The following is a 20,583-nucleotide window of genomic DNA, read 5'->3' as shown; positions in this document are numbered from 1 at the left end:
AAGCAGACTGGCAAGGGAGCCATTCGTAATATTGTAAAATAAATAGTAAACAACAACCGGCAGGCCGGGGGCACCACCTTCTGCCGGTATATAAAATTAATCTGTCTCACGGGAGGTCAATCATGAGAACAGCATTAACGATCGCCGGATCTGATTCCAGCGGAGGCGCCGGCATCCAGGCAGATATCAAGACAATGATGGCAAATGGCGTTTATGCCATGTCAGCCATCACTGCCATGACTGCTCAGAATACAACCGGCGTCACAGCAATTATGAATGCAAGTCCTGCATTTTTGAAGGAAGAGCTAGACGAAGTATTTACGGATATCTTTCCGGATGCAGTGAAAATAGGAATGGTTTCGGAAAGTGACCTGATTCAGGTCATCGCGGAAAGGCTTCGTTTCTACCAGCCTAAGTGGATCGTGATCGATCCGGTTATGGTTGCTACAAGTGGAGCCCGACTGATCAGTCAGGATGCCATTTCGACATTAAAGAAGGAACTGTTACCTTTGGCGGATATCCTGACTCCAAATATTCCGGAAGCAGAAGTCCTTTCCGGCTGTAACATTGAGTCAGAAGGAGATATGGTCAAGGCGGCAGGAGAGATCAGCAGGCGCTTTCATTGTGCGGTTCTTCTGAAGGGCGGTCACAAAATCAATGATGCCAATGATCTGCTTTGTCAGAATGGTGAATTCCATTGGTTCCGAGGGAAGAGAATTTCGAACCCGAATACCCATGGGACAGGCTGCACACTATCCAGCGCCATTGCATCTAATCTGGCCAAGGGCTTCAATATGGAGGAGTCTGTGCAGCGAGCCAAGGACTATATCAGCGGCGCTCTGTCGGCAATGTTAGATCTTGGTCATGGCAGCGGTCCCTTGGACCATGCTTTCGCTTTCGAGGGAAAGTACATGGAATCCGAAGCATGACTGGTCAGCGGTCAGCGAATTGCCCAGCGAAGCTTCGTGGAGTGTGCCCGTGGATTGCGATAGCATTCCTCTTTGCCGGGGCGGATCACAGAGTCTGCAATCTCGGACCATAATCCTTCTCGCAATTCCTCTTTTAACAACTTCTTTACGATCCGGTCTTCTCCGGAATGGAAGGTCAATATGACGACTCTTCCACCGGGGGCCAGGGCGTAAGGAAGTTTTTTTATGAATTCCATTAAAGTCTCAAATTCAGAATTTACATCAATGCGAAGAGCCTGAAAAACACGGGCGCAGGATTTCTTCACAATTTCCCTCTGCTCTTCTTGAGAAAGGGTGCCTACCTCTTTTACGGAGAGAAGGGTCTTTTCAATCAGATTTCTCAGATCAAATGTCGTATTGATTTCTTTGGCACTTCGATATGTTTTGATAATTGCCTGAGCGATTTCTCTGGCATATGGTTCATCCGAATTTTCAAACAGAAGCTCGGTTAGTTCCTCGCGTGTCAGCTGGCGGAGACGTTCTGAAGCCGGCTCGCCTTTTTCCGGGTCAAAACGCAGGTCCAAAGGACCGTCTGCCCTCCAGGAAAAACCACGGGAAGGGTCATCGATCTGCATGGAAGAAACGCCGAGGTCAGCCATAACGAAGTCAAAGGGACCATATTCTTTCGCCAGACGATCGATTTCAACATAACTTGCATGGACAGGCGTCCAGAGGTCTTCGCCAAATCCCTGACCACGAAGCCGTGCGGTCGTCTTCTTGATTTCAATCGGATCGATGTCTGTTGATATGAGGTGCCCTTGTCCTTTTAGGGCCTTAAGGAAGGCTGTCGTATGCCCACCGTAGCCGAGTGTACAGTCTAATCCCTTCATTCCGGGTTGAATCTGCAGCTTTTCCAAGGTCTCTGCTACCATGATCGGGATGTGCATGCCGGCAGGAGTATTTCCCTTTTCGATCACATGCTGAATCTCATCCTGGTACTTTTCCGGATTTCTTTCCTTGTATTTTTCCTCAAAACGTTTGGGATAACGGCCACTGTAATGAGGCCTGCGGACGTGCTTTTCTTCCTGTGGCATAATATTGAGTTCCTTTCTACTGGATCGATCGTGGAAAAAGCTCATTTACGGATTTTCCAAAGAGCTCTGAGATACGGAGTGCTGTGACCAGATTCGGATATCCGAGTCCATTCTCATAACGGTAAATAGATTTCGGCGTAACATGAACTGCTTCCGCGACTTCTTCCTGGGTCAGACGCAGATTTTCCCGACAGACACGCAGGAGATTCTTGTCCTTTGTCATCATAAGCAAACCTTTCCGAAGATCCGAAAGGAATCATCGGCCGGATCCACACGGATCGGCTGATAGTGAGGATTCAGAGAGACCAGAAACAATCCCTCCGAATCTTCCCGGAGCTTCTTGATGTAGGCATTGTTTTCCCAGGCAAATATTCCGATTTCCCCATCTTCCAGGGTGTTCTGCTGGTGAATATAGACCATTTCGTGATCGTGAAAGGCTGGTTCCATGCTGTCTCCGTGTATGGTTACAGCGAAGTCACAGTCTCTGTGGAGGCTTTCATCGATTTCGATATAAGAGTAGTCCTCAGATGACAGAAAGTCCCCGGTACCGGCGGATACTCTGGCATCGAATAGCTTGATCCGGCGCATCGGATGATACGCCTTTGCCGTCAGATCTCCCTCAGAAGAGAACCCGGTGGATGGTGGCAGAGAAGTCGAATCAGAAGATCCATTCTTACTATAGTTGATCGGATGGAGAAGACGATCGATATAGGAAATAGCTAAGAGTTTCCCTTCGTCGTTCAGGGCAGAGATGGGGTCTGCCGGGTTCTCTCCAAAATATTCTTCCAGAAAATCCGGGATACGAAGGATTCGGCAGAGGCAGAGGAAGGTAGTTGCGCTTGGCTCTGTAAGCCCCTTTTCCCAATTGGAAATGGCCTTGGAACTGACATGGATATCATATAGGGTCAGCCTTTGGGAAAGTGCTGCCTGTGTCAGGTGTAATTTCTTACGATAGGCGGCAATAATTGTTCCCAGATCACGTGCTGGTTTACGCTTCTCAATGTGAAGATTCGCTTCAGCCATACAGCCTCCAGATTAGATGAAACTTGTCTGTGTGTTATTTGGTAATGCAATCATATCATGTCGAATAGGAGTTGACAAGTAAAATCTACAAAAAATGGAAAATCAGAAATAAATGTCCATTTACATCCATGCATAATGGATTTATAGTGAGACTGCAAAGAAATGAATTTCAAGTTGAGGAGAAACAAGGCATGGGAGTATATGATTACCATCATGATTCCGGGAGGTCGGACCGCCCGAGGGATGTCAGTCTGTATGAGAAGCAGCCGGAGCTTACGGCGGAGAATCCATATAAGGCATATGTGGAAGTTCAGGCAGACTTCTCAACGGAAGGAAAGCTGACTCCCCTTATGATCATATGGGAGGATGGCCGGCATTACCGGATCGATCGCATTTTAAGGATGGACCGGAGGGCGAGTCTGAAGGCCGGCGGGGCCGGGATCCGCTATTTGTGTATGGTAGGTGGTCGGCAGATCTCTCTCTTTTATGAAGAGAACGGTTTATGGTTTGTGGAGCGCAAGTATGTCAGATCGGATCATTCTTCATATTGATTGTAATTGCTTCTATGCTTCTGTAGAGATGCTCCATCATCCGGAGCTGGCGGGCCATCCCCTGGCTGTTGGAGGAGATCCGGAGGCAAGGCATGGGATCGTTCTGACGGCAAATTACATTGCCAAAAGAAGAGGTGTGAAAACAGGAATGGCCTTGTGGCAGGCCCGCCAGAACTGCCCGGATGTGATTTTTGTGCCACCTCGTATGGATCTCTATATCCGCTTCTCTCAGATGGCCCGGGAGATCTATAGAGAATATTCGGATCGGGTAGAGAGCTTTGGACTGGACGAATGCTGGGTGGACATCACCCATTGCTGTGAGATCCTCGGAGATCAAACGAAGACCATGCATAACGGGTTTCTGATTGCAGAAGAGATCAGCAGCCGAATTCGGAGGGAACTTGGTATCACAGTCAGTATTGGTGTCTCGTGGAATAAGATCTATGCCAAATTGGGGAGTGATTACAAGAAACCGGATGCCATTACTGTTTTTGATCAGGAGAATTATAAAAGCATGATCTGGCCGCAGCCGGTAGGAAATCTTCTTTATGTCGGCAGGCGGACGGAACACAAACTTCATAATTTTGGGATTCATACCATAGGAGAATTGGCAGAGGAGGATCCGATGCTTCTGAAGAGCTGGTTCGGTAAGATGGGGCTTGTCCTGTCTGTCTTTGCCCGGGGCCGGGATGAGACGGAGGTCAGTCCCTTTGGACAGGCCGTTCCTGTGAAGAGTATCGGAAACAGCACTACAACACCCCGGGATCTGACTTGTAATGATGATGTCAGGCTGGTACTCTATCTTCTTTCAGAAAGCATAGCCAAGCGTTTAAGAGAGCATCATTTTCAAGGATATGTCGTGGAAGTCTATGTCCGCGACAATGGCTTGGAGACCTGTCACCGCCAGAAAAGATTAGAAGAACCTACTAATATTTCAGAAGAAATTGAGAAGGCTGCCGCAGGCATTTTCGCTGAACTGTATCACTGGGATAAGCCGATTCGAAGTATGGGAATCCGTGTTGGGGATCTGGTTCAGGAGGGGCTTCCCAGGCAGTTAAATTTTTTTATTGACATTGAAAAACGTGAAAAACGTCTTCGGGCTGACCAAATGGTGGACAGTGTCCGAAGACGTTATGGATATCAGTCGATCCAAAGGGGCATCATGTATGAAGATCGATATCTCTCCTCCCTGGATGCTACGGCAGATGACCATATGGTTCATCCCCATTCTTATTTTGAGAGGGGAAATTCTCTTACCCTACAAGTAGGGGCAGGCAGGCTTTTGCCAGTCCAAGGAAAATAAAGAATCCCAGAGTGTCTGTCGCAGTGGTGACGAAGATCGACGATGCAACCGCCGGATCCGCATGGCACTTCTTCAGGATCAAGGGAATAAGGAAACCGAAGACTGCAGAAACGATCAGATTTCCAATCATGGCAAGAATCACAATGAGGCTGAGGAAGATATTATGATACATGAAATAAACCACGACACCGGTAACCACTCCACAAGAAGCACCATCCAGGATGCCGACCAGAATCTCCTTGAAAAGATGGGGGATGGCTTCTTTCCAGTCGATTTCTTCCTGGGCCAGAGTTCGAACCAGGATGGACATGGTCTGTGTCCCTGCATTTCCGCCCATACCGCTGATGATGGTCATAACAGCAGACAGTGCAACGACTTTCTCAATGGTGCCTTGGAATATGTTGACGACAAAGGAAGCCAGAAAGGCGGTTGCAAGGTTTATGAGAAGCCAGGGAAGACGCATGCGAAGGGATTCTTTCCAGGTAGAGTCAATGCTTTCTTCAACATTGACACCACCCATCTGGAGCATATCCTCGTCATACTCTTCGATAATAACATCGATCACATCATCGACGGTGATAATACCGAGGATCTGGTTGGACTTACTGACGACCGGGATGGCGTCCAGGTCATACCGGGAAACCAGTTGGGATGCTTCTTCCTGATCCGTTTCCGGAGAGACGGAAATGACCTGGTCATTCATCAGGCTGGTAATCGGAGTGGATTTTGGTGCAGCCAGAAGCTGCCGCAGGCTGACGCTTCCAATCAGTTTCCGGGCATTGTCGATAATATAAATCGTTTCGATAAATTCGGTTTTCGGAGCGATTTTACGGATGGTCTGCAGACCCTCACCGGCTGTGAGATTGTCATGCAAGGCGATATATTCGGTGGTCATCAGACCGCCGGCAGAATCTTCCGGATATTTCAGCAGACGGGTAATGATCTGCTGATCGGAAGAACGCATGCTCCGCATGACTTCTTTTCGGCGTCCAATCGGGAAGTCGCCTAAGATATCTACGATATCATCCTTCTGCATATATTCGAATGCAGTAAGCAGACGAGCATTATCGAGAGTCCGTGCAATACGGATTCGGTCATCATCCTCGGATTCCTCCATCAGGGAGGCCAGGGAATCATCGTCTAGGAGTGGTGTCAGAGCTGCGATCTCTTCGTCATCCAGTTCGCTGACCAGTTCGGCAAAGTCGATGGGCTGGAAGTCTTCGAGAAAGGCAGCGATCGCAGAGCGGTCCGCACGCGAAATAAGAGCGCGAAGCTCCTCTAACTTATCAATCTGAAATTGGTTCATTGGTATTCTCCTTCAAAATCCTGTGCCTGCTGTATGACAGCGGCGATTTGAAGAAGACAGACCTGGTCTGATTAGATCGTTTATCTGGACATGAAAGCAGGATGACCAACAGACGGAATGATCGTGTGGTAATCGATACAGATCATGTTCAGTTGTCTACTTCGACCGTGACTGTCTCCGTCCATAGTGGATCCTCCTTCTGTTAAAATCAATGTAGTAAGAGGTTGAAACCCCAAAAATGAATGCTGCAGAACCTTTCATTTCGAGAAATCAGAAACAAAATAAGAGGTATGCAACCTAAATAAGAATAGACCATTTTTGGGGGACTTTCAATGAAAAATTAAAGCAGGATCTTATAAGAATTCTTATAAAATTGCATAAGGATGATGAATAATAGAAATGTCCGTGTTATAATTTATCAGTTATGAAAGATTTAAGGACTTGAGCGAAAGCGCGTCACAATAAAACGAATCACAACATATCCTTTGAATTCGTATCGCCGATAACGTAAATACAACTAGTTAACAATTCTATCTGACACTAACGACCATTGCTGCTAAATAGACTTAGCAGCTCTTAGAACCGGCTGGGGAGTCCGGCTCGCTGAGAGGAAACGATAGATATATGAAAGTAAAATCTGAATCAACAGTTTTTCTGCTCCTTCGACTGCTTATTATTATTCTACTTGCTTTTTCCATGATTGAAGGCCTCATTCATGCCAGCGGTTTTGGAAAAGCGGATTATGTAGACCTCAAAGAGATATCAGCCTATGTTACCCCAAAGGGACAGAAAGAGACCATTTCGGTCTCCAAGTCGGATCTGCCACCCTTGAATCAAGGAGACCAGCTGGACTTCTACATCAAGCTTCCCAAGCAGGCATTGAACCAACTGCAGATGAACAAACTATGCTTCTGGCAGTATCATTCTCTGATTCGAATTTACGGATCGGATGGCAGCCTGATTTACAGCTATGGAGATAGAGAATATAAAAGAGGAGATATGTTGGGAGATGAATATATCTCAGCTACTATTCCCCGTTATTGCTTCGGCTCAATGATTCATATCGAAGTGAAACAAGTTCAGGCCTTTTCCTCCAGTCATATAACAAAATTTCGTCTGATGAATGCAGGGGAGGCTCATCTATATCCTTTGCTTGGAAACCGGCTGAATTTTGCTTTGTATGGATCATTGCTGCTTGTTTCGGTTTTTGCCATTTCAATTTCTCTGGTGCGTATGATAGGAGTGAACCAGGATAGGAAGGGGAGCCTGGTGACAATGAATCTTTCTCTCTTTCTCCTTGCAATGTCTATCTGGCAGCTGTCGAGCCGGAGAATGTTCTATGTAATGATTCAAAATCAAAAAATTTGTGCTCAAACAGAATATTTTGCCATTCTTCTAATGCCGATACCTCTGTTTCTCTTGCTGGCAGAAATCAGTACCGGAAAACTGGTAGGGGTTTATCGCCTGCTTGCAGCCTTTTTTGTCGCAGATGCTATGATCAATCTGATCTTGCATTTTAAATTCAACAATCTGATTGTAAATCGCGAGAACTATGAATATTTCTTTCTTGCCATAAGCTGCGTCATTACGATACTAGGGGAGCTGATACTGGGGAGTAAATCAAAGGATATGCAGGTTCAAATTTACAGACAGACAATCTTCTTCTCGATTCTGATTCTGTTTTTTTCACTTTCGGTTATCATGTTTCGAGATCTGTTTCCGCGTTCTACATTATTTATTACCTTGCAGAATATCGATTTCGCTTCCATGGCAGCTTATACTTTCCTGGCCGGTATGGCAATGTCACTATTCTTACGTTTTGTTCACTACACTAGTCAGAAAGCCCGGGATGAGCAGACAGAGTTTCTGGCTTATCATGATCTCCTGACAGGAATCTACAACCGGACCTACTGCGAAGAAATGATGGACGATTTTGAACGGGAACAGGATCGTGCTTATGGCTTGATCTTCTTTGACGTCGACCATCTGAAGGAGGCAAATGACCAATTTGGCCATAAAGTCGGTGATCAGTTGATCCGAACGGCCGCGATGAACATTGCGAAGGCCGTACCGGACGAAAGAGGCTTTGCCTGCCGCTGGGGCGGTGATGAATTCCTAATGGTTCTTTCAGATCCGAACGAGATTGAAAAAGCAGAAGAAAATCTGGCAAAAGAAATACAAGAGGTTAACGATAAGATGGTTTTTAACTTCCCCTATTCTATTTCTTACGGTCATGCGATCCACTATTCCAATAGCAGCAAAGGCTTTGCAGAACTCCGTGCTCTGGCGGATCGACGGATGTATGAGATGAAGAAAAAGACACATGCACAGAGATTGTAAGGCAGGGAGGGCGAAGATATGCGTTTTGTAATACAGGTTTGTTCAAAAGCTGAAGTGGCAGTTGACCATGAGATCGTGGGAAAAATAGGCCGGGGATTTCTTGTCCTTCTTGGCATCGGTCGGGAAGATACCATCGAAATCGCAGATAAAATGGTGGAAAAGATGCTGAAACTTCGGATCCTGCCGGATGAAAACGGGAAGACCAACCGCTCTCTTTCGGATGTGAATGGCAGCCTTCTTTTGATTTCACAATTTACCCTCTATGCAGACTGCCATCACGGCAATCGGCCCAATTTCCTTCAGGCCAAGGAACCCGGGGAGGCAGAAGAGATTTATGAACATATTATTTCAAAATGCAAAGAGAGAGTACCGATCGTAGAAAAGGGGATCTTCGGAGCAGATATGCAGGTCAGTCTGACCAATGAGGGACCATTCACTCTGATTTTGGATTCGCAGGATGTGGTGAAATGATTGATTACAGTGTCAACAAGTCTGCCACCGCGCTTGATCATCAAAGAAACCATACCGCCGAATTGGTGGAGGAAATGCAGGTTGCACCGGCATTGAGGACCGAGAGTACATCTTCCTTATCGCTGATCAGTCCGCCGGCAATGACAGGACAATGGGCGAAAGAGACGACCTTTTGAATCACCTTTGGCATCAGGGCAGGCAGCATTTCAATGACATCCGGATGAACGGAACGAATCTGCCGTTCCATACTGGAAAAAGCCATGGAGTCAATGACAAAGAAGCGCATAACAGTGAACATACCGAGTTCCTTTGCCCGCGCAATCAGGTTGGATTTTGTGGAAATAATACCATCTGCTCTTGTATAACGGTGGATAAAATCCACGGCAACTTCCCTGGGATGAAGTCCATTGACAAGATCAATGTGGACCACGGCAAGCTTTCCGGCATCCTTCACCTGATCTACGATAGCCGGGATGGTCAAAAGATCCCCATAGAGAATAAAAATAATCCGGCTGTCTCCTTTGAGACAGCGACGGAGACCGTTATCGTCTTTGATCGCGGCGATGATCGGGGTATCTTCCAGGGCGTTTTTGAAATCTGGCTGCATACTTCTTCCTTTCCTTTTCACGTGGTGCTACAATAAGGCCCGTGAAACGGCTTGCCGGTGGAAGCCGCGAAGCAACGAAACCATATGTAATCATTAATGAATGGCAGGCTTTCAACAGGGTCTATTTTTATGAATTATATGCAATCTGAAGAAGAAAAGTCAAAAAAGAACATTTGTATCTCTGAAGACATGAAAAGCTTCGGAGATCTTGCGAAAGAACCCGAAAAGGATCATCCGATCGCTGTTTTTGATTCGGGCGTCGGCGGGATCAGTGTTCTTCGTGAGATGGTCAAGGAGATGCCCTGGGAAGATTTCCTTTTCTATGGCGACTCGAAGAATGCGCCTTATGGAACGAAGACCAAGGAAGAAGTACGTGCACTGACATTCGCTCATGTGGACGAATTTCGAAAAGAGGGGGTAAAGGCAGTTGCCATTGCCTGCAATACTGCTACATCGGCAGCAGTGCGCGCTCTTCGTCAGGCCCATCCCGACCTGCCGATCGTCGGCATCGAACCTGCAGTCAAGCCGGCTGTGATGGAAAATCCGGGTGGAAGAGTTCTTGTGATGGCGACGCCGATGACCATTCGGGAAGAAAAGTTTCAGAAACTGATGGGACGTTTCGAAGATCAGGCAGAGATCATTCCCCTGCCTTGCGCCGGGCTGATGGAATTTGTGGAGAAAGGGAAAGCAGGCACGAAGGCGGTGCGGGATTTTCTCCGCCAGCTTCTCTGGGAGTATATGGAACATCCCGTGGATGCGGTCGTTTTGGGCTGTACTCATTATCCTTTCGTAAGATCCGATATCGAAAAGGTCCTTGGAGACCGGGTGAAGATTTACGATGGTGCAAGAGGAACGGCCAGGGAGCTGCACCGGAGGATCCGGGCGGCCGGCCTGGAGCGAGAGGATCAGGATCGGGTCGGAAGAGTCGTTTTCCAAAACAGTGCTCCGACAAAGACCAAGATGGCACTTTGCGAGAAGCTTTTACGTCAGGACTAAGAATACTGGAGAATAAGCGCAAGAATAAGCGCAAGAATAAGCGCAAGAATCCGTGAGAAAGGAAAGAGTAATGCCTAAGGATCCGATTATGTTATTGAGTTATGTCAACACGCAGTTGAGAGATCATTATTCCAGCCTGGATGATTTCTGCTCGGCAGAGGGAGTTTCGGTTCAGGAGATCATCGACCGGCTGGCCTCTGTGAATTACAACTATGATCCGAAGACAAATCAGTTTCTCTGACTATGCCTTTGGTCTGTATTTTTCATAAAAATTTAAGACAATCCGCCTATTTCTTGGACCTCATGCTTATAGACAGGGTAAAATCTATCATCTATAATTCAGGAGGAATTGAAATATTTCTTAAACTATAAATTGTTGACAGATGTCAACCAACTAGAAATAAGGAGATGGAACAAATGAGACAGAAACCAGTTGTTCTTATGGTACTGGATGGTTTTGGCCTTTCAGACGAGCATGAAAACAATGCCGTTTATCTGGCAAAGACTCCGGTGATTGATAAACTTGAAAAGGAATATCCTTTCGTTAAGGGTTATGCTTCCGGCCTGGCAGTTGGTCTGCCGGATGGTCAGATGGGTAACTCCGAGGTTGGCCACATGAATATCGGCTCCGGCCGGATCATCTATCAGGATCTGACCAAGATCACCAAGTCGATTGAAGATGGTGACTTCTTTAAGAATGAAGAACTTCTTTATGCAATTCAGAACTGCAAGGAGAAGAACTCTGACCTTCATGTATGGGGCCTTCTTTCCGATGGTGGTGTTCACAGCCATATTACTCATCTATATGCGATCCTGGAGCTCTGCAAGCAGCAGAATTTCGAGCGGGTTTACGTTCATCCCTTCTTTGATGGCCGTGATACGCCCCCTGCTTCCGGTAAGGATTATCTCCAGCAGCTCCTCGACAAGATGAAGGAGATCGGCGTCGGCAAGGTTGCTTCCCTGTCCGGTCGTTATTATTCTATGGATCGTGATAATAACTGGGATCGTATCCAGAAGTCTTATGACATGCTGGTTCTGGGCGAAGGAAATAAAGATACCGATCCGATTCATGCTATGCAGGCATCTTATGATAATGGTGTTACCGATGAGTTTGTGATCCCGACCGTCATCACCAAAGAGGACGGAAGCCCGATTGCTACGGTAAAAGAAAATGATTCCATTATCTTCTTCAACTTCCGTCCGGACCGCGCACGTGAGCTCACCAAGGCTTTCTGCTACAAGGATGCCGATATTGAGGCAATGGCAGGGGATCCTTCCGATAACAAATGTATCAAGTCTCTGAAGCGTCCGAAGGGTTATATCCCTGTGGTTTACGTTTGCTTCAAGGACTATGAAGAAGATGTTCCCAATAAGCTGGTTGCTTTCAAGCAGGAAGTGATCAAGAATACCTTGGGTGAGTATCTGGCAAACCTCGGTCTGCATCAGCTTCGTATTGCCGAGACCGAGAAGTACGCCCATGTTACCTTCTTCTTCAATGGCGGTGTTGAGGAACCGAATAAGGGCGAGGACCGGACTCTGGTTAATTCCCCGAAGGTTGCAACCTATGATCTCCAGCCGGAGATGAGCGCTCCGGAAGTTTCCGAGAAGCTGGATGCAGCCATCACTTCCGGAAAATATGATGTTATTATCATTAACTTTGCAAATCCGGACATGGTTGGTCATACCGGAAAGCTGGATGCTGCGATCAAGGCTGTTGAGAGAGTTGACGGATGTGTCGGCGGAGCCGTCGAGGCTGTAAAGAAGATGAACGGCGTTCTCTTCATCTGTGCAGACCACGGTAATGCTGAGCAGATGTGGAATAAGGAAACCAATGCGCCTCATACCGCGCATACCACGAACCCGGTTCCATTCATTCTCTATAATTATGATCCTTCTTATACTCTTCGCGAGGGCGGACGTCTCTGCGATATCGCTCCGACTCTGCTTCAGATCATGGATCTGCCTCAGCCGAAGGAAATGACAGGTAAGTCTCTTTTGATCAAGAAGTGAGAACCCTGACAGATCAAGGGCTGGCAGAAGATCAGCCCGTTTGATCCGTCAGTGCAAGCCGGTCAGAGGTATGGAAGGACGCGTGTGATGCCAGATAATCCTCACAAAACATGCAGAGATAATTTGTGTATTTTCCACAAAAAATAAGAAATATTCTTTGAGTTTTCTTCCATCGCTTGAGATCTGATTTCGGGCGTGCTATAGTAACTCTTGTCAAGAGAATATTGATTACCAGGAGATTTGAGCAAGGTAAATAAGTCAGCAGTAGAGCTGGTTTATTTGCCTTGCTTTTTTTATGCCTGTGAGGGTTCACTAAGGAGGAAGCACTATGTATGATGTAGCAATCATCGGGGCCGGCGTTACCGGATCTGCGATCGCGCGTTATCTGTCGCGTTACCAGGTCAAGGCCTGTGTCATTGAACGGGAAGAAGATGTGTGTGACGGTACGTCCAAGGCGAACAGCGCCATTGTTCATGCCGGATATGACGCGCACCCGGGTTCCTTGAAGGCAAAGATGAATGTGCGCGGTTCGGAAATGATGGAAGATCTGTCGAAGGAACTGGATTTTCCTTATCGCCGGAACGGATCTCTCGTTGTTGCGACCCGAGAGCAGGATGCCAGCCTCCTGGATAAGCTGGCAGAGCAGGGCCGCGAGAATGGCGTCAAGGACATCCGGATCCTGGAAGAGAAGGAGTTAAAGGAAATGGAGCCCAATCTGGCAGATGATGTGGTGAAAGCCCTCTATGCTCCGACCGGCGCTATTGTATGTCCCTTCAACCTGACCATTGCACTGGCGGAAAACGCTGCAGACAATGGTGTTGAATTTTTCCTGAATACACGGGTAACAAATGTAGAGCGAACCGGGGATCACTACCGGATCGAAACGGATGGGAAAACAGTAGAGGCAAAGGCTGTTGTCAATGCGGCCGGTGTCTATGCAGATACCATCAACAATATGGTTTCGGCTCATAAGTATCACATCATCCCCCGCCGCGGCCAGTATAAACTTCTGGATAAGACCGCAGGCAATCATGTTTCAAGGACTGTTTTCCAGCTTCCTTCCAAGATGGGAAAAGGCGTCCTGGTAAGTCCGACCGTTCATGGAAACCTGATCGTCGGACCAACTGCTGAGGATATTGACAATAAGGAAGGGATCAATACCACCGGCGACGGTCTGGATTTCCTCACAAAGACCGCTGCGCTGTCTGTTAAGAATATTCCTTTCTATGAAGTCATCACAAGCTTTGCCGGACTTCGTGCTCACGAAGAGGGCGGCGACTTTGTGCTCGGCGAGGCAGAGGATGCTCCGAATTTCTTCAATGCACTCGGAATCGAGTCTCCGGGACTTTCCAGTGCACCGGCCATCGGTGAGTATCTCTCCGACATGGTGGCAGAGAAGTTAGGACTTTTGAAGAATCCGAACTTCAACGGCAAGAGAAAGGGAATTCTGGATCCGTCCACGCTTTCTCTGGAAGAAAGAAACGAATTGATCAAGAAGAATCCGGCTTATGGTCAGATCATCTGCCGCTGTGAAATGATCACTGAGGGTCAGATCCTGGACTCCATTCACCGGACTCTGGGCGCCCGTTCTCTGGACGGTGTCAAGAGAAGGACCCGGGCTGGTATGGGCCGTTGTCAGGCTGGTTTCTGCAGCCCGAGGACCATGGAAATTCTGGAACGGGAAGTTCCTATGAGCGCTTTTGATGTCACGAAGTCGGGTGGCAAGAGTAAGATCGTCATTGGCTATAACAAGAGAGTCTGAGGAGGGACCGTCATGAAAAACTATGATCTTGTAATTGTAGGCGGAGGCCCTGCAGGACTGGCAGCAGCAATTTCCGCAAGAGATAATGGCATCGAGGATATTCTGATTATTGAGCGGGACGACCGCCTGGGTGGCATCCTGAATCAGTGCATCCATAACGGATTCGGACTCCATACTTTTAAGGAAGAGCTGACCGGACCGGAATATGCCCAGCGCTATATCGATCAGGTAGTGGAGCGCGGTATTGATTATAAATTGAATACCATGGTCATGGACATCAGTCCGGACAAGAAGATCACCGCCATGAACCGGGAAGATGGTATGTTCGTCATTCCGGCTAAGGCTGTGATCCTGGCCATGGGCTGCCGGGAGCGTCCGCGGGGAGCTTTGAATATCCCGGGCTATCGTCCTGCAGGCATCTATTCTGCCGGTACGGCGCAGCGCCTGGTCAATATCGAAGGCTATATGCCCGGTAAGAAGGTTGTGATCCTGGGCTCCGGAGATATCGGTCTTATTATGGCCCGCCGTATGACTCTGGAAGGTGCCGAGGTAAAGGTTGTTGCTGAGATCATGCCTTATTCCGGCGGCCTGAAGCGGAATATCGTTCAGTGCCTGGATGACTTTGGAATTCCTCTGAAGCTGTCTCATACTGTTGTTGACATTGAAGGCAAGGAACGTGTCGAAGCGGTTACTATCGCAGAAGTGGATGAGCATATGAAGCCGATCCCGGGAACCGAGGAGCGGTATGAGTGCGATACTCTTCTTCTTTCTGTCGGTCTCCTGCCGGAGAATGAGCTCTCCCGCCAGTCCGGCGTCGAACTTTCCCGTCTCCATAAAGGTCCGGTTGTCAATGATGCTTTGGAGACTAATGTCGAAGGGATCTTCGCTTGCGGCAATGTCCTCCATGTACACGACCTCGTTGACTTTGTATCCCAGGAAGCAGGGCAGGCAGGAAAAAACGCTGCGGTCTATATTTCTCAGGGCGAGAAGAAGGCAAAGCGTCTGGTAAAATTGAATCCGATCGATGGGGTCCGCTATACGGTTCCGGAATTTATACGGCCGGAGGAAATGGAAGATACCGTGACCGTTCGTTTCCGTGTCGGGGCGGTTTATAAGAATGCAGCGGTCTGCACTTACTTCGGTGATAAGTGCGTGGCACGGCGGAAGAAGCAGATTTTCGCGCCGGGCGAGATGGAGCAGGTCATCCTGAAGAAGGCGGACCTTCTGGCAGATCCGGATTTGAAAGAGATCACGCTTAAAATCGAGGAGGCATAAGATGTCTGAAGAAAAGAAAAACCTGACTTGTATCTGCTGCCCCATGGGCTGTCAGATCACAGTGACATTAAAGGACGGTGAAGTTACAGATGTGACCGGGAATACCTGCAAGCGTGGTGACATCTACGCCAGGAAAGAGGTGACCAATCCGACGCGTGTGGTAACGTCTTCGGTTCGGGTGACCGGCGGCGAACTTGCCATGGTTTCGGTCAAGACCAAGGAAGATATTCCCAAGGGCAAGATCTTCGACTGCTGCAAGGCAATTGAAGACATCGAGGTCCCGGCTCCGGTGAAGATCGGTGATGTGATCCTGAAGAACGTCTGCGGAACTGGCGTGGATGTCATCGCGACCAAGAACGTAGGTGTGAAATAAAGCACGGCCGGAAGGCAGATAGTGTGGAATAAAGCACGGTCGGAAGGCAGATGGTGTGGAATAAAGACCAGGTGGAAGGATGCTTGCGGGACTGATGCGCGAGCATAAATTACTTGTGTCAAAACATGGAGGAATGTTTGAAGGGCAAGGCTCAGAATTTGAGCCTTGCCCTTTTTTATAGGGATTTATTTAGAGCCGGGGTTATCTGTAGTGCTGTAGTGGTATGTTGAAGCTTTCTTATTGCAAGGGTATGTGCAGAAGAGTTATCTGGTTATCTACAGGGCATGTTGACACTTACTCACTGCAGGGACGTGTCCGGGGACTTGCTTCGAACTGGAGAATGGCCTTTCTAAAGCTCGAAAAATCGATATATGAAATCTTTTTGATTTCATGCGTATTTCAGACTGGAAAATTGCCTTTCAAGCCTCAAAAAATTCGATATACAAAATCTTTTCAAAATAATGCGTGTTTTCCAGCTGTTTTTGTAGCATGAAATTGAAAAGATTTTGTATATCGAATTTTCAATGCTCTTGGCACGAGTTTTGGAGGTCAGAATGCGCATGATTTTAAAAAGATTTCATATATCGAATTTTCAATGCTCTCGGCATGAGTCTTTGAGGCAGAATGTGCGTGATTTAAAATGATTTTGTATTTCATTCCATACTTTACATTAGCGGTTTAGCATGATAAAGTAGTAGAACATTAAAATTAAAGAGTTAGTTTGCCTGCTATGTTCACGGATAGTAGGTAAGCGTTACACAATCAGAAGCAAGCAATGAACAGGAAACAAGTAGAATGGAAAGGAAGACCGTCGCCATGTATGGAGCAGAGAGGAAAGCAGCAGATCAGAAGAGACAAGTAGAAGACAAGCAGATAACCGATAAGACATTCAATCGGGTATCCAATAGAACATCCCATGGAGCATCCTTTCGATCCTTCCGGAAAGTTGCAGCTCTGGCTCTGACTGCTTGTATGGTTTTCAGCCTGGCTGCCTGCGGTAGTAAATCTTCCAAGAACACAGCAGATGACAATACCCTGGTCGTAGGGTTTGACCAGAACTTCCCGCCGTTTGGCTACAAGGATGATGATGGAAATTTCACTGGCTTTGATCTGGAGATGGCAAAAGCAGCTGCAAAGAAGATGGGCATGAAAGTGAAATATCAGCCGGTAGACTGGGATGCCAAGGATATGGAACTGGATGCCGGAACGGTCGACTGTCTCTGGAACGGTTTCACCATAAACGGACGTGAAAAACAGTACACCTGGACAGATCCTTATATGGATAATTCCCAGGTGGTTGTTGTGAAGAAGGACTCCGGGATCACCGATTTAAAAGGCTTGGCCGGAAAGACCGTCGAAGTCCAGAAGGAATCTTCCGCAGAGAGCGCCCTGAATGACGATGATCACAAGGAACTGAAATCTTCTTTTAAGGATATGCTGACCACCGCTGACTACAATACCGCAATGATGGATCTGGAGCAGGGCTCTGTCGATGCCATTGCAATGGATATTTTTGTGGCAAAGGATCAGATCAAAGGCAAGGAAGACACCTTCAAAATTCTTGATGATCAGATCTCAAGCGAGCAGTACGCTGTAGGCTTTAAGAAGGGGAATACCAAGCTTCGCGATAAGGTTGAGGATGCTATGAAGGAACTGGTGAAAGACGGTACCTTCAAAAAACTCTCGGAGAAGTATTTTGACGCGGATGTCTGCATCTTGAAAGCTGACTGATCGGATCTGTACGGAAGAAAGCAGATAGATCAGATCTATGCGGAAGAAAGCAGACGGATTGGATCTATGCGGAAGAAAGCAGACGGATCGGGTCTGTGCGGAAGACAGCAGCCAGATCGGAATCATACAGAACTAGGATGGGAACTTTATTATGTCATTTGGAACGATATGCCTGCAGCTGGCAGGCGGTATGCTTACAACGATACAGATTTTTGTGCTGACTTTGGTCTTCTCCCTGCCCCTCGGCCTGCTTCTGGCCCTGGGCAGGCTTTCGAGAAATCCGCTTCTTCGAAATGTAGTGCGTGTCTATAATTCCATCCTTCGCGGAACGCCCCTGATGCTGCAGCTTTTGGTGGTATATTTCGGACCCTACTATCTCTTGGGACTTACTCTTTCCCCAAATTATCGTGGAACCGCAGTCATCATCGCTTTCGCTCTGAATTATGCAGCTTATTTTGCAGAGATTTACCGGAGCGGAATCGCTTCTATGCCCCGTGGCCAGTATGAGGCGGCCGAAGTCCTCGGCTATAGTAAAAGCCAGACATTCCTCACCATTATCCTGCCACAGGTCATGAAACGGGTGCTACCCTCCATCACCAATGAGGTCATCACCCTGGTCAAGGATACTTCCCTGGCTTTCTCCATTGCCTATGCAGAAATGTTTACCGAAGCCAAGGCAATTGCCGCTTCCCAGCGCAGCATGGTTCCCTTCGTAGCTGCTGCGATCTTCTATTATGTATTCAACGCCCTTGTTGCAGGCATTATGGACCTGGTCGAGAAGAAAATGAACTATTATCAGGTCGAGTAATACAGAGGGCTATGGCGGCCTGAGACCGGCCCAAAGACCCAAGACATCAGGTAGAGTGCAGAGGGGCTATAGCGGCTTGAGACCGGCCCACAGAGGAAAGACATCAGGTCGAGTGATAAGAGGGGCTATGACGGCTTGAGACCGGCCAAGAGACGCAAGACATCAGGCCGAGTGATACAGAGGGCTATGGCGGCTTGAGACTGGCCAAAAGACAGGCTATGATTCAGCATGTAAAATATAGATCGATATTGGAGTAGAGAATGAATGTTTTAGAGATGCAGCATGTGAAAAAGAGTTTTGGAGGCGTCCCGGTTCTGAAGGATCTCCATCTGTCAGTCAATGAGGGCGAAGTCTTAAGTATTATCGGCCCGTCCGGATCCGGCAAATCAACGCTTCTTCGCTGTGCCGCATTTCTGGAGACCATGGATGACGGGGAGATGTCCTATCTGGGGCAGAAAATCGTAAGTTCAGAAAATGGAAGAGCGGTCTATATTTCCAGGAAGGAGCAGAAGAAGGCGAGAGAAGCCTTTGGCTTGGTTTTCCAGAACTTTAATTTGTTTCCGCATTTTACGGTGCTTCGGAATATCATCGATGCGCCGATTCGGGTGCAGAAGCGGGATAAGGCGGAAGTGACGGCGGAGGCAGAGACCCTTCTTGAGAAGATGGGACTGGAGGGCCGGGAGAATGCCTATCCTTGCGAGCTTTCCGGCGGACAGAAGCAGAGAGTCGGGATCGCCAGGGCACTGGCCATGAAGCCGCAAATTCTCTTTTTTGACGAGCCGACATCCGCGCTGGATCCGGAAATGACCCTGGAGATTCTGAAGGTCATTAAGGAACTTGCGGCCGAGAAGATGACCATGGTGATCGTCACCCACGAGATGACCTTTGCCCGGGATGTTTCCGACCGGATGATTTTCATGGATCAGGGCAGGATCGTCGAAGAAACGACGCCGGAGAAACTGTTTAACTCAGATAACGAGAGGACCCGGGCTTTCCTGGGAAAATATGCTGAGTTGAGCTGAGGTCAGGACCTGGCCTGCCGAATCAGATGTATCCTCCATCCAGCTCAATGACCTGGGCTGTGAGATAGCTGCTTCCGTGAAGAATGGATAATACAGCCTGTCCGACATCGGCAGGATTTCCAAGACGTCCCATGGGGACGTCTTCTTTTAATGCCATGAGATCTTCTTCCGTGAAATGCTCCCGGTTCATATCGGTGTCAATGATGCCGCAGGAGATGGCATTGACACGGATGCCGGAGGGAGCCAGCTCCTTGCCGAGGGATCGGGTCAGAGCGTTGAGGCCGCCCTTGCTGGCGGAGTATGCCGCCTCACAGGAGGCGCCGACAGACCCCCACATGGAAGAAATATTGATGATATCTCCGCATTTCTGCTGGAGGAAGGCCCTGGAAAAGGCTTTATAGCTATAGAAGGCAGAGGAGAGATTGACGGAAAGAATCCGGTTCCAGCTGACATCATCCAGGTCATCCAGAAGGCCGACAACAGAGATACCGGCATTGTTGATGAGGACGTCGATGTGACCGAACTTTTCCAGAAAATCAGAGGCTGCCATGGAAACGGCGGTTGGATCGCTGACGTCGAACATATAGCTTTCGACGGTTACGCCGAAGCCTTGAGTGAGCTCGTGCTTCAAAGCTTCGAGACGGTCTAAATTTTTCTCACAGCAGAGACCGAGCGAATAGCCGTCGCTTGCCAATGCACGGGCAATGCCGGCGCCGATACCGCGGGAAGCCCCGGTAAGGAAGGCGGTTTTGCCGTGGACAGGGGTTATATTTGCTGCTTCAATCATGAGATGACCTCCTGAAAATTCGGATTTTATGAAGGATATTATAAACCATGTGGACGAGAAAACCCACGGTTTTCACCGTGAGGATGATAGCCCACCTTTTTATAACCCATGCGAGAAAGCTTGGATCAGGGACTTTTGCCTTCAGATCACATCTAATATGTCAAATCAATTCATTTGTCAAGCATAAAATTTCTGAAAATTTATTGAAAAAGCATT

General features: G+C 47.9%; 20 protein-coding genes. 14 read left to right on the top strand and 6 right to left on the bottom strand.

Annotated features, from left to right (window positions below; translation table 11 throughout):
- Positions 1-122 precede the first annotated feature (122 nt).
- Positions 123-929 carry a bifunctional hydroxymethylpyrimidine kinase/phosphomethylpyrimidine kinase gene (gene thiD / locus ACKX2L_RS03630; RefSeq protein WP_497551807.1) on the top strand — a complete coding sequence of 269 codons (807 nt, stop codon included), beginning with the start codon at positions 123-125 and terminating at the stop codon, positions 927-929.
- Positions 930-940: 11 nt separating this feature from the next.
- Here the strand turns inward: thiD and rsmH are convergent, their stop codons facing one another.
- From rsmH to ACKX2L_RS03615, 3 genes are read right to left on the bottom strand one after another with little or no spacing between them, the layout of a single operon-like run.
- Positions 941-2,002 carry a 16S rRNA (cytosine(1402)-N(4))-methyltransferase RsmH gene (rsmH, locus tag ACKX2L_RS03625; protein ID WP_497551806.1) on the bottom strand — a complete coding sequence of 354 codons (1,062 nt, stop codon included), beginning with the start codon at positions 2,000-2,002 and terminating at the stop codon, positions 941-943.
- Between the two features lie 16 nt (positions 2,003-2,018).
- Positions 2,019-2,228, bottom strand: coding sequence for a helix-turn-helix transcriptional regulator (locus ACKX2L_RS03620; RefSeq protein WP_497551805.1), 210 nt, complete (start codon positions 2,226-2,228; stop codon positions 2,019-2,021).
- Positions 2,225-3,025: a S24 family peptidase gene (locus ACKX2L_RS03615; protein ID WP_497551804.1), complete on the bottom strand. Its 801-nt coding sequence runs from the start codon at positions 3,023-3,025 to the stop codon at positions 2,225-2,227. The genes ACKX2L_RS03620 and ACKX2L_RS03615 overlap by 4 nt, the downstream gene beginning before the upstream one ends.
- A gap of 191 nt (positions 3,026-3,216) precedes the next feature.
- Between ACKX2L_RS03615 and ACKX2L_RS03610 the strand changes: the two genes are divergently transcribed.
- The gene (locus ACKX2L_RS03610) at positions 3,217-3,576 is read left to right on the top strand and encodes a hypothetical protein (protein ID WP_497551803.1); all 360 of its coding nucleotides are present in this window, start codon (positions 3,217-3,219) and stop codon (positions 3,574-3,576) included.
- Positions 3,548-4,879: a DNA polymerase IV gene (dinB, locus tag ACKX2L_RS03605; protein WP_497551802.1), complete on the top strand. Its 1,332-nt coding sequence runs from the start codon at positions 3,548-3,550 to the stop codon at positions 4,877-4,879. The genes ACKX2L_RS03610 and dinB overlap by 29 nt, the downstream gene beginning before the upstream one ends.
- Here the strand turns inward: dinB and mgtE are convergent.
- Entirely contained in the window at positions 4,830-6,185 is a 1,356-nt protein-coding gene (mgtE, locus tag ACKX2L_RS03600; RefSeq protein ID WP_497551801.1) for a magnesium transporter, read from the bottom strand. The two genes, dinB and mgtE, sit on opposite strands and share 50 nt — an antisense overlap.
- 624 nt (positions 6,186-6,809) lie before the next feature.
- Here mgtE and ACKX2L_RS03595 point away from each other — a divergent pair.
- Together ACKX2L_RS03595 and dtd are read left to right on the top strand one after the other, a co-directional pair.
- Positions 6,810-8,525 carry a GGDEF domain-containing protein gene (locus tag ACKX2L_RS03595; RefSeq protein ID WP_497552633.1) on the top strand — a complete coding sequence of 572 codons (1,716 nt, stop codon included), beginning with the start codon at positions 6,810-6,812 and terminating at the stop codon, positions 8,523-8,525.
- Positions 8,526-8,543: 18 nt separating this feature from the next.
- Positions 8,544-8,996 (top strand): D-aminoacyl-tRNA deacylase, encoded by a 453-nt coding sequence (gene dtd, locus ACKX2L_RS03590; protein ID WP_497552632.1) that lies wholly within the window; start codon positions 8,544-8,546, stop codon positions 8,994-8,996.
- A 40-nt stretch (positions 8,997-9,036) separates the two neighbouring features.
- Here dtd and ACKX2L_RS03585 read toward each other — a convergent pair whose 3' ends face one another.
- Positions 9,037-9,603 (bottom strand): glycerol-3-phosphate responsive antiterminator, encoded by a 567-nt coding sequence (locus ACKX2L_RS03585; protein ID WP_497552631.1) that lies wholly within the window; start codon positions 9,601-9,603, stop codon positions 9,037-9,039.
- Positions 9,604-9,732: 129 nt separating this feature from the next.
- Here ACKX2L_RS03585 and murI point away from each other — a divergent pair, with 129 nt between their 5' ends.
- The 9 genes from murI (at position 9,733) to ACKX2L_RS03540 (ending at position 19,580) form a co-directional block, all read left to right on the top strand.
- Positions 9,733-10,599 (top strand): glutamate racemase, encoded by an 867-nt coding sequence (gene murI / locus ACKX2L_RS03580; protein WP_497552630.1) that lies wholly within the window; start codon positions 9,733-9,735, stop codon positions 10,597-10,599.
- 70 nt (positions 10,600-10,669) lie between these two features.
- Positions 10,670-10,840, top strand: a complete 171-nt coding sequence (locus ACKX2L_RS03575; protein WP_497551796.1) for a DUF4250 domain-containing protein — start codon at positions 10,670-10,672, stop codon at positions 10,838-10,840.
- Between the two features lie 176 nt (positions 10,841-11,016).
- Positions 11,017-12,609 (top strand): 2,3-bisphosphoglycerate-independent phosphoglycerate mutase, encoded by a 1,593-nt coding sequence (gpmI, locus tag ACKX2L_RS03570; RefSeq protein WP_497551795.1) that lies wholly within the window; start codon positions 11,017-11,019, stop codon positions 12,607-12,609.
- A gap of 328 nt (positions 12,610-12,937) precedes the next feature.
- On the top strand, positions 12,938-14,371 hold the full coding sequence (locus ACKX2L_RS03565; protein WP_497552629.1) for an NAD(P)/FAD-dependent oxidoreductase: 1,434 nt from the start codon (positions 12,938-12,940) through the stop codon (positions 14,369-14,371).
- A gap of 12 nt (positions 14,372-14,383) precedes the next feature.
- Positions 14,384-15,646, top strand: coding sequence for an NAD(P)/FAD-dependent oxidoreductase (locus ACKX2L_RS03560; RefSeq protein ID WP_497552628.1), 1,263 nt, complete (start codon positions 14,384-14,386; stop codon positions 15,644-15,646).
- Position 15,647: 1 nt separating this feature from the next.
- Positions 15,648-16,019 (top strand): DUF1667 domain-containing protein, encoded by a 372-nt coding sequence (locus ACKX2L_RS03555; protein ID WP_497551792.1) that lies wholly within the window; start codon positions 15,648-15,650, stop codon positions 16,017-16,019.
- Between the two features lie 972 nt (positions 16,020-16,991).
- The gene (locus ACKX2L_RS03550; RefSeq protein ID WP_497552690.1) at positions 16,992-17,750 is read left to right on the top strand and encodes an amino acid ABC transporter substrate-binding protein; all 759 of its coding nucleotides are present in this window, start codon (positions 16,992-16,994) and stop codon (positions 17,748-17,750) included.
- Between the two features lie 151 nt (positions 17,751-17,901).
- The gene (locus ACKX2L_RS03545) at positions 17,902-18,558 is read left to right on the top strand and encodes an amino acid ABC transporter permease (protein WP_497552627.1); all 657 of its coding nucleotides are present in this window, start codon (positions 17,902-17,904) and stop codon (positions 18,556-18,558) included.
- A gap of 260 nt (positions 18,559-18,818) precedes the next feature.
- Complete coding sequence (locus tag ACKX2L_RS03540; RefSeq protein WP_497552626.1) at positions 18,819-19,580, top strand: amino acid ABC transporter ATP-binding protein; 762 nt, start codon at positions 18,819-18,821, stop codon at positions 19,578-19,580.
- A gap of 22 nt (positions 19,581-19,602) precedes the next feature.
- Here the strand turns inward: ACKX2L_RS03540 and ACKX2L_RS03535 are convergent, their stop codons facing one another.
- Positions 19,603-20,367, bottom strand: a complete 765-nt coding sequence (locus ACKX2L_RS03535; protein ID WP_497552625.1) for an SDR family NAD(P)-dependent oxidoreductase — start codon at positions 20,365-20,367, stop codon at positions 19,603-19,605.
- Positions 20,368-20,583: the final 216 nt, after the last annotated feature.

This window comes from Porcibacter vitabionis (assembly GCF_046263795.1).
Classification (GTDB): Bacteria; Bacillota; Clostridia; order Lachnospirales; family Lachnospiraceae; genus Lachnocurva.
Note: the sequence above shows the minus strand (reverse complement) of the source record. Positions and strands in the feature narration are given on the sequence as shown.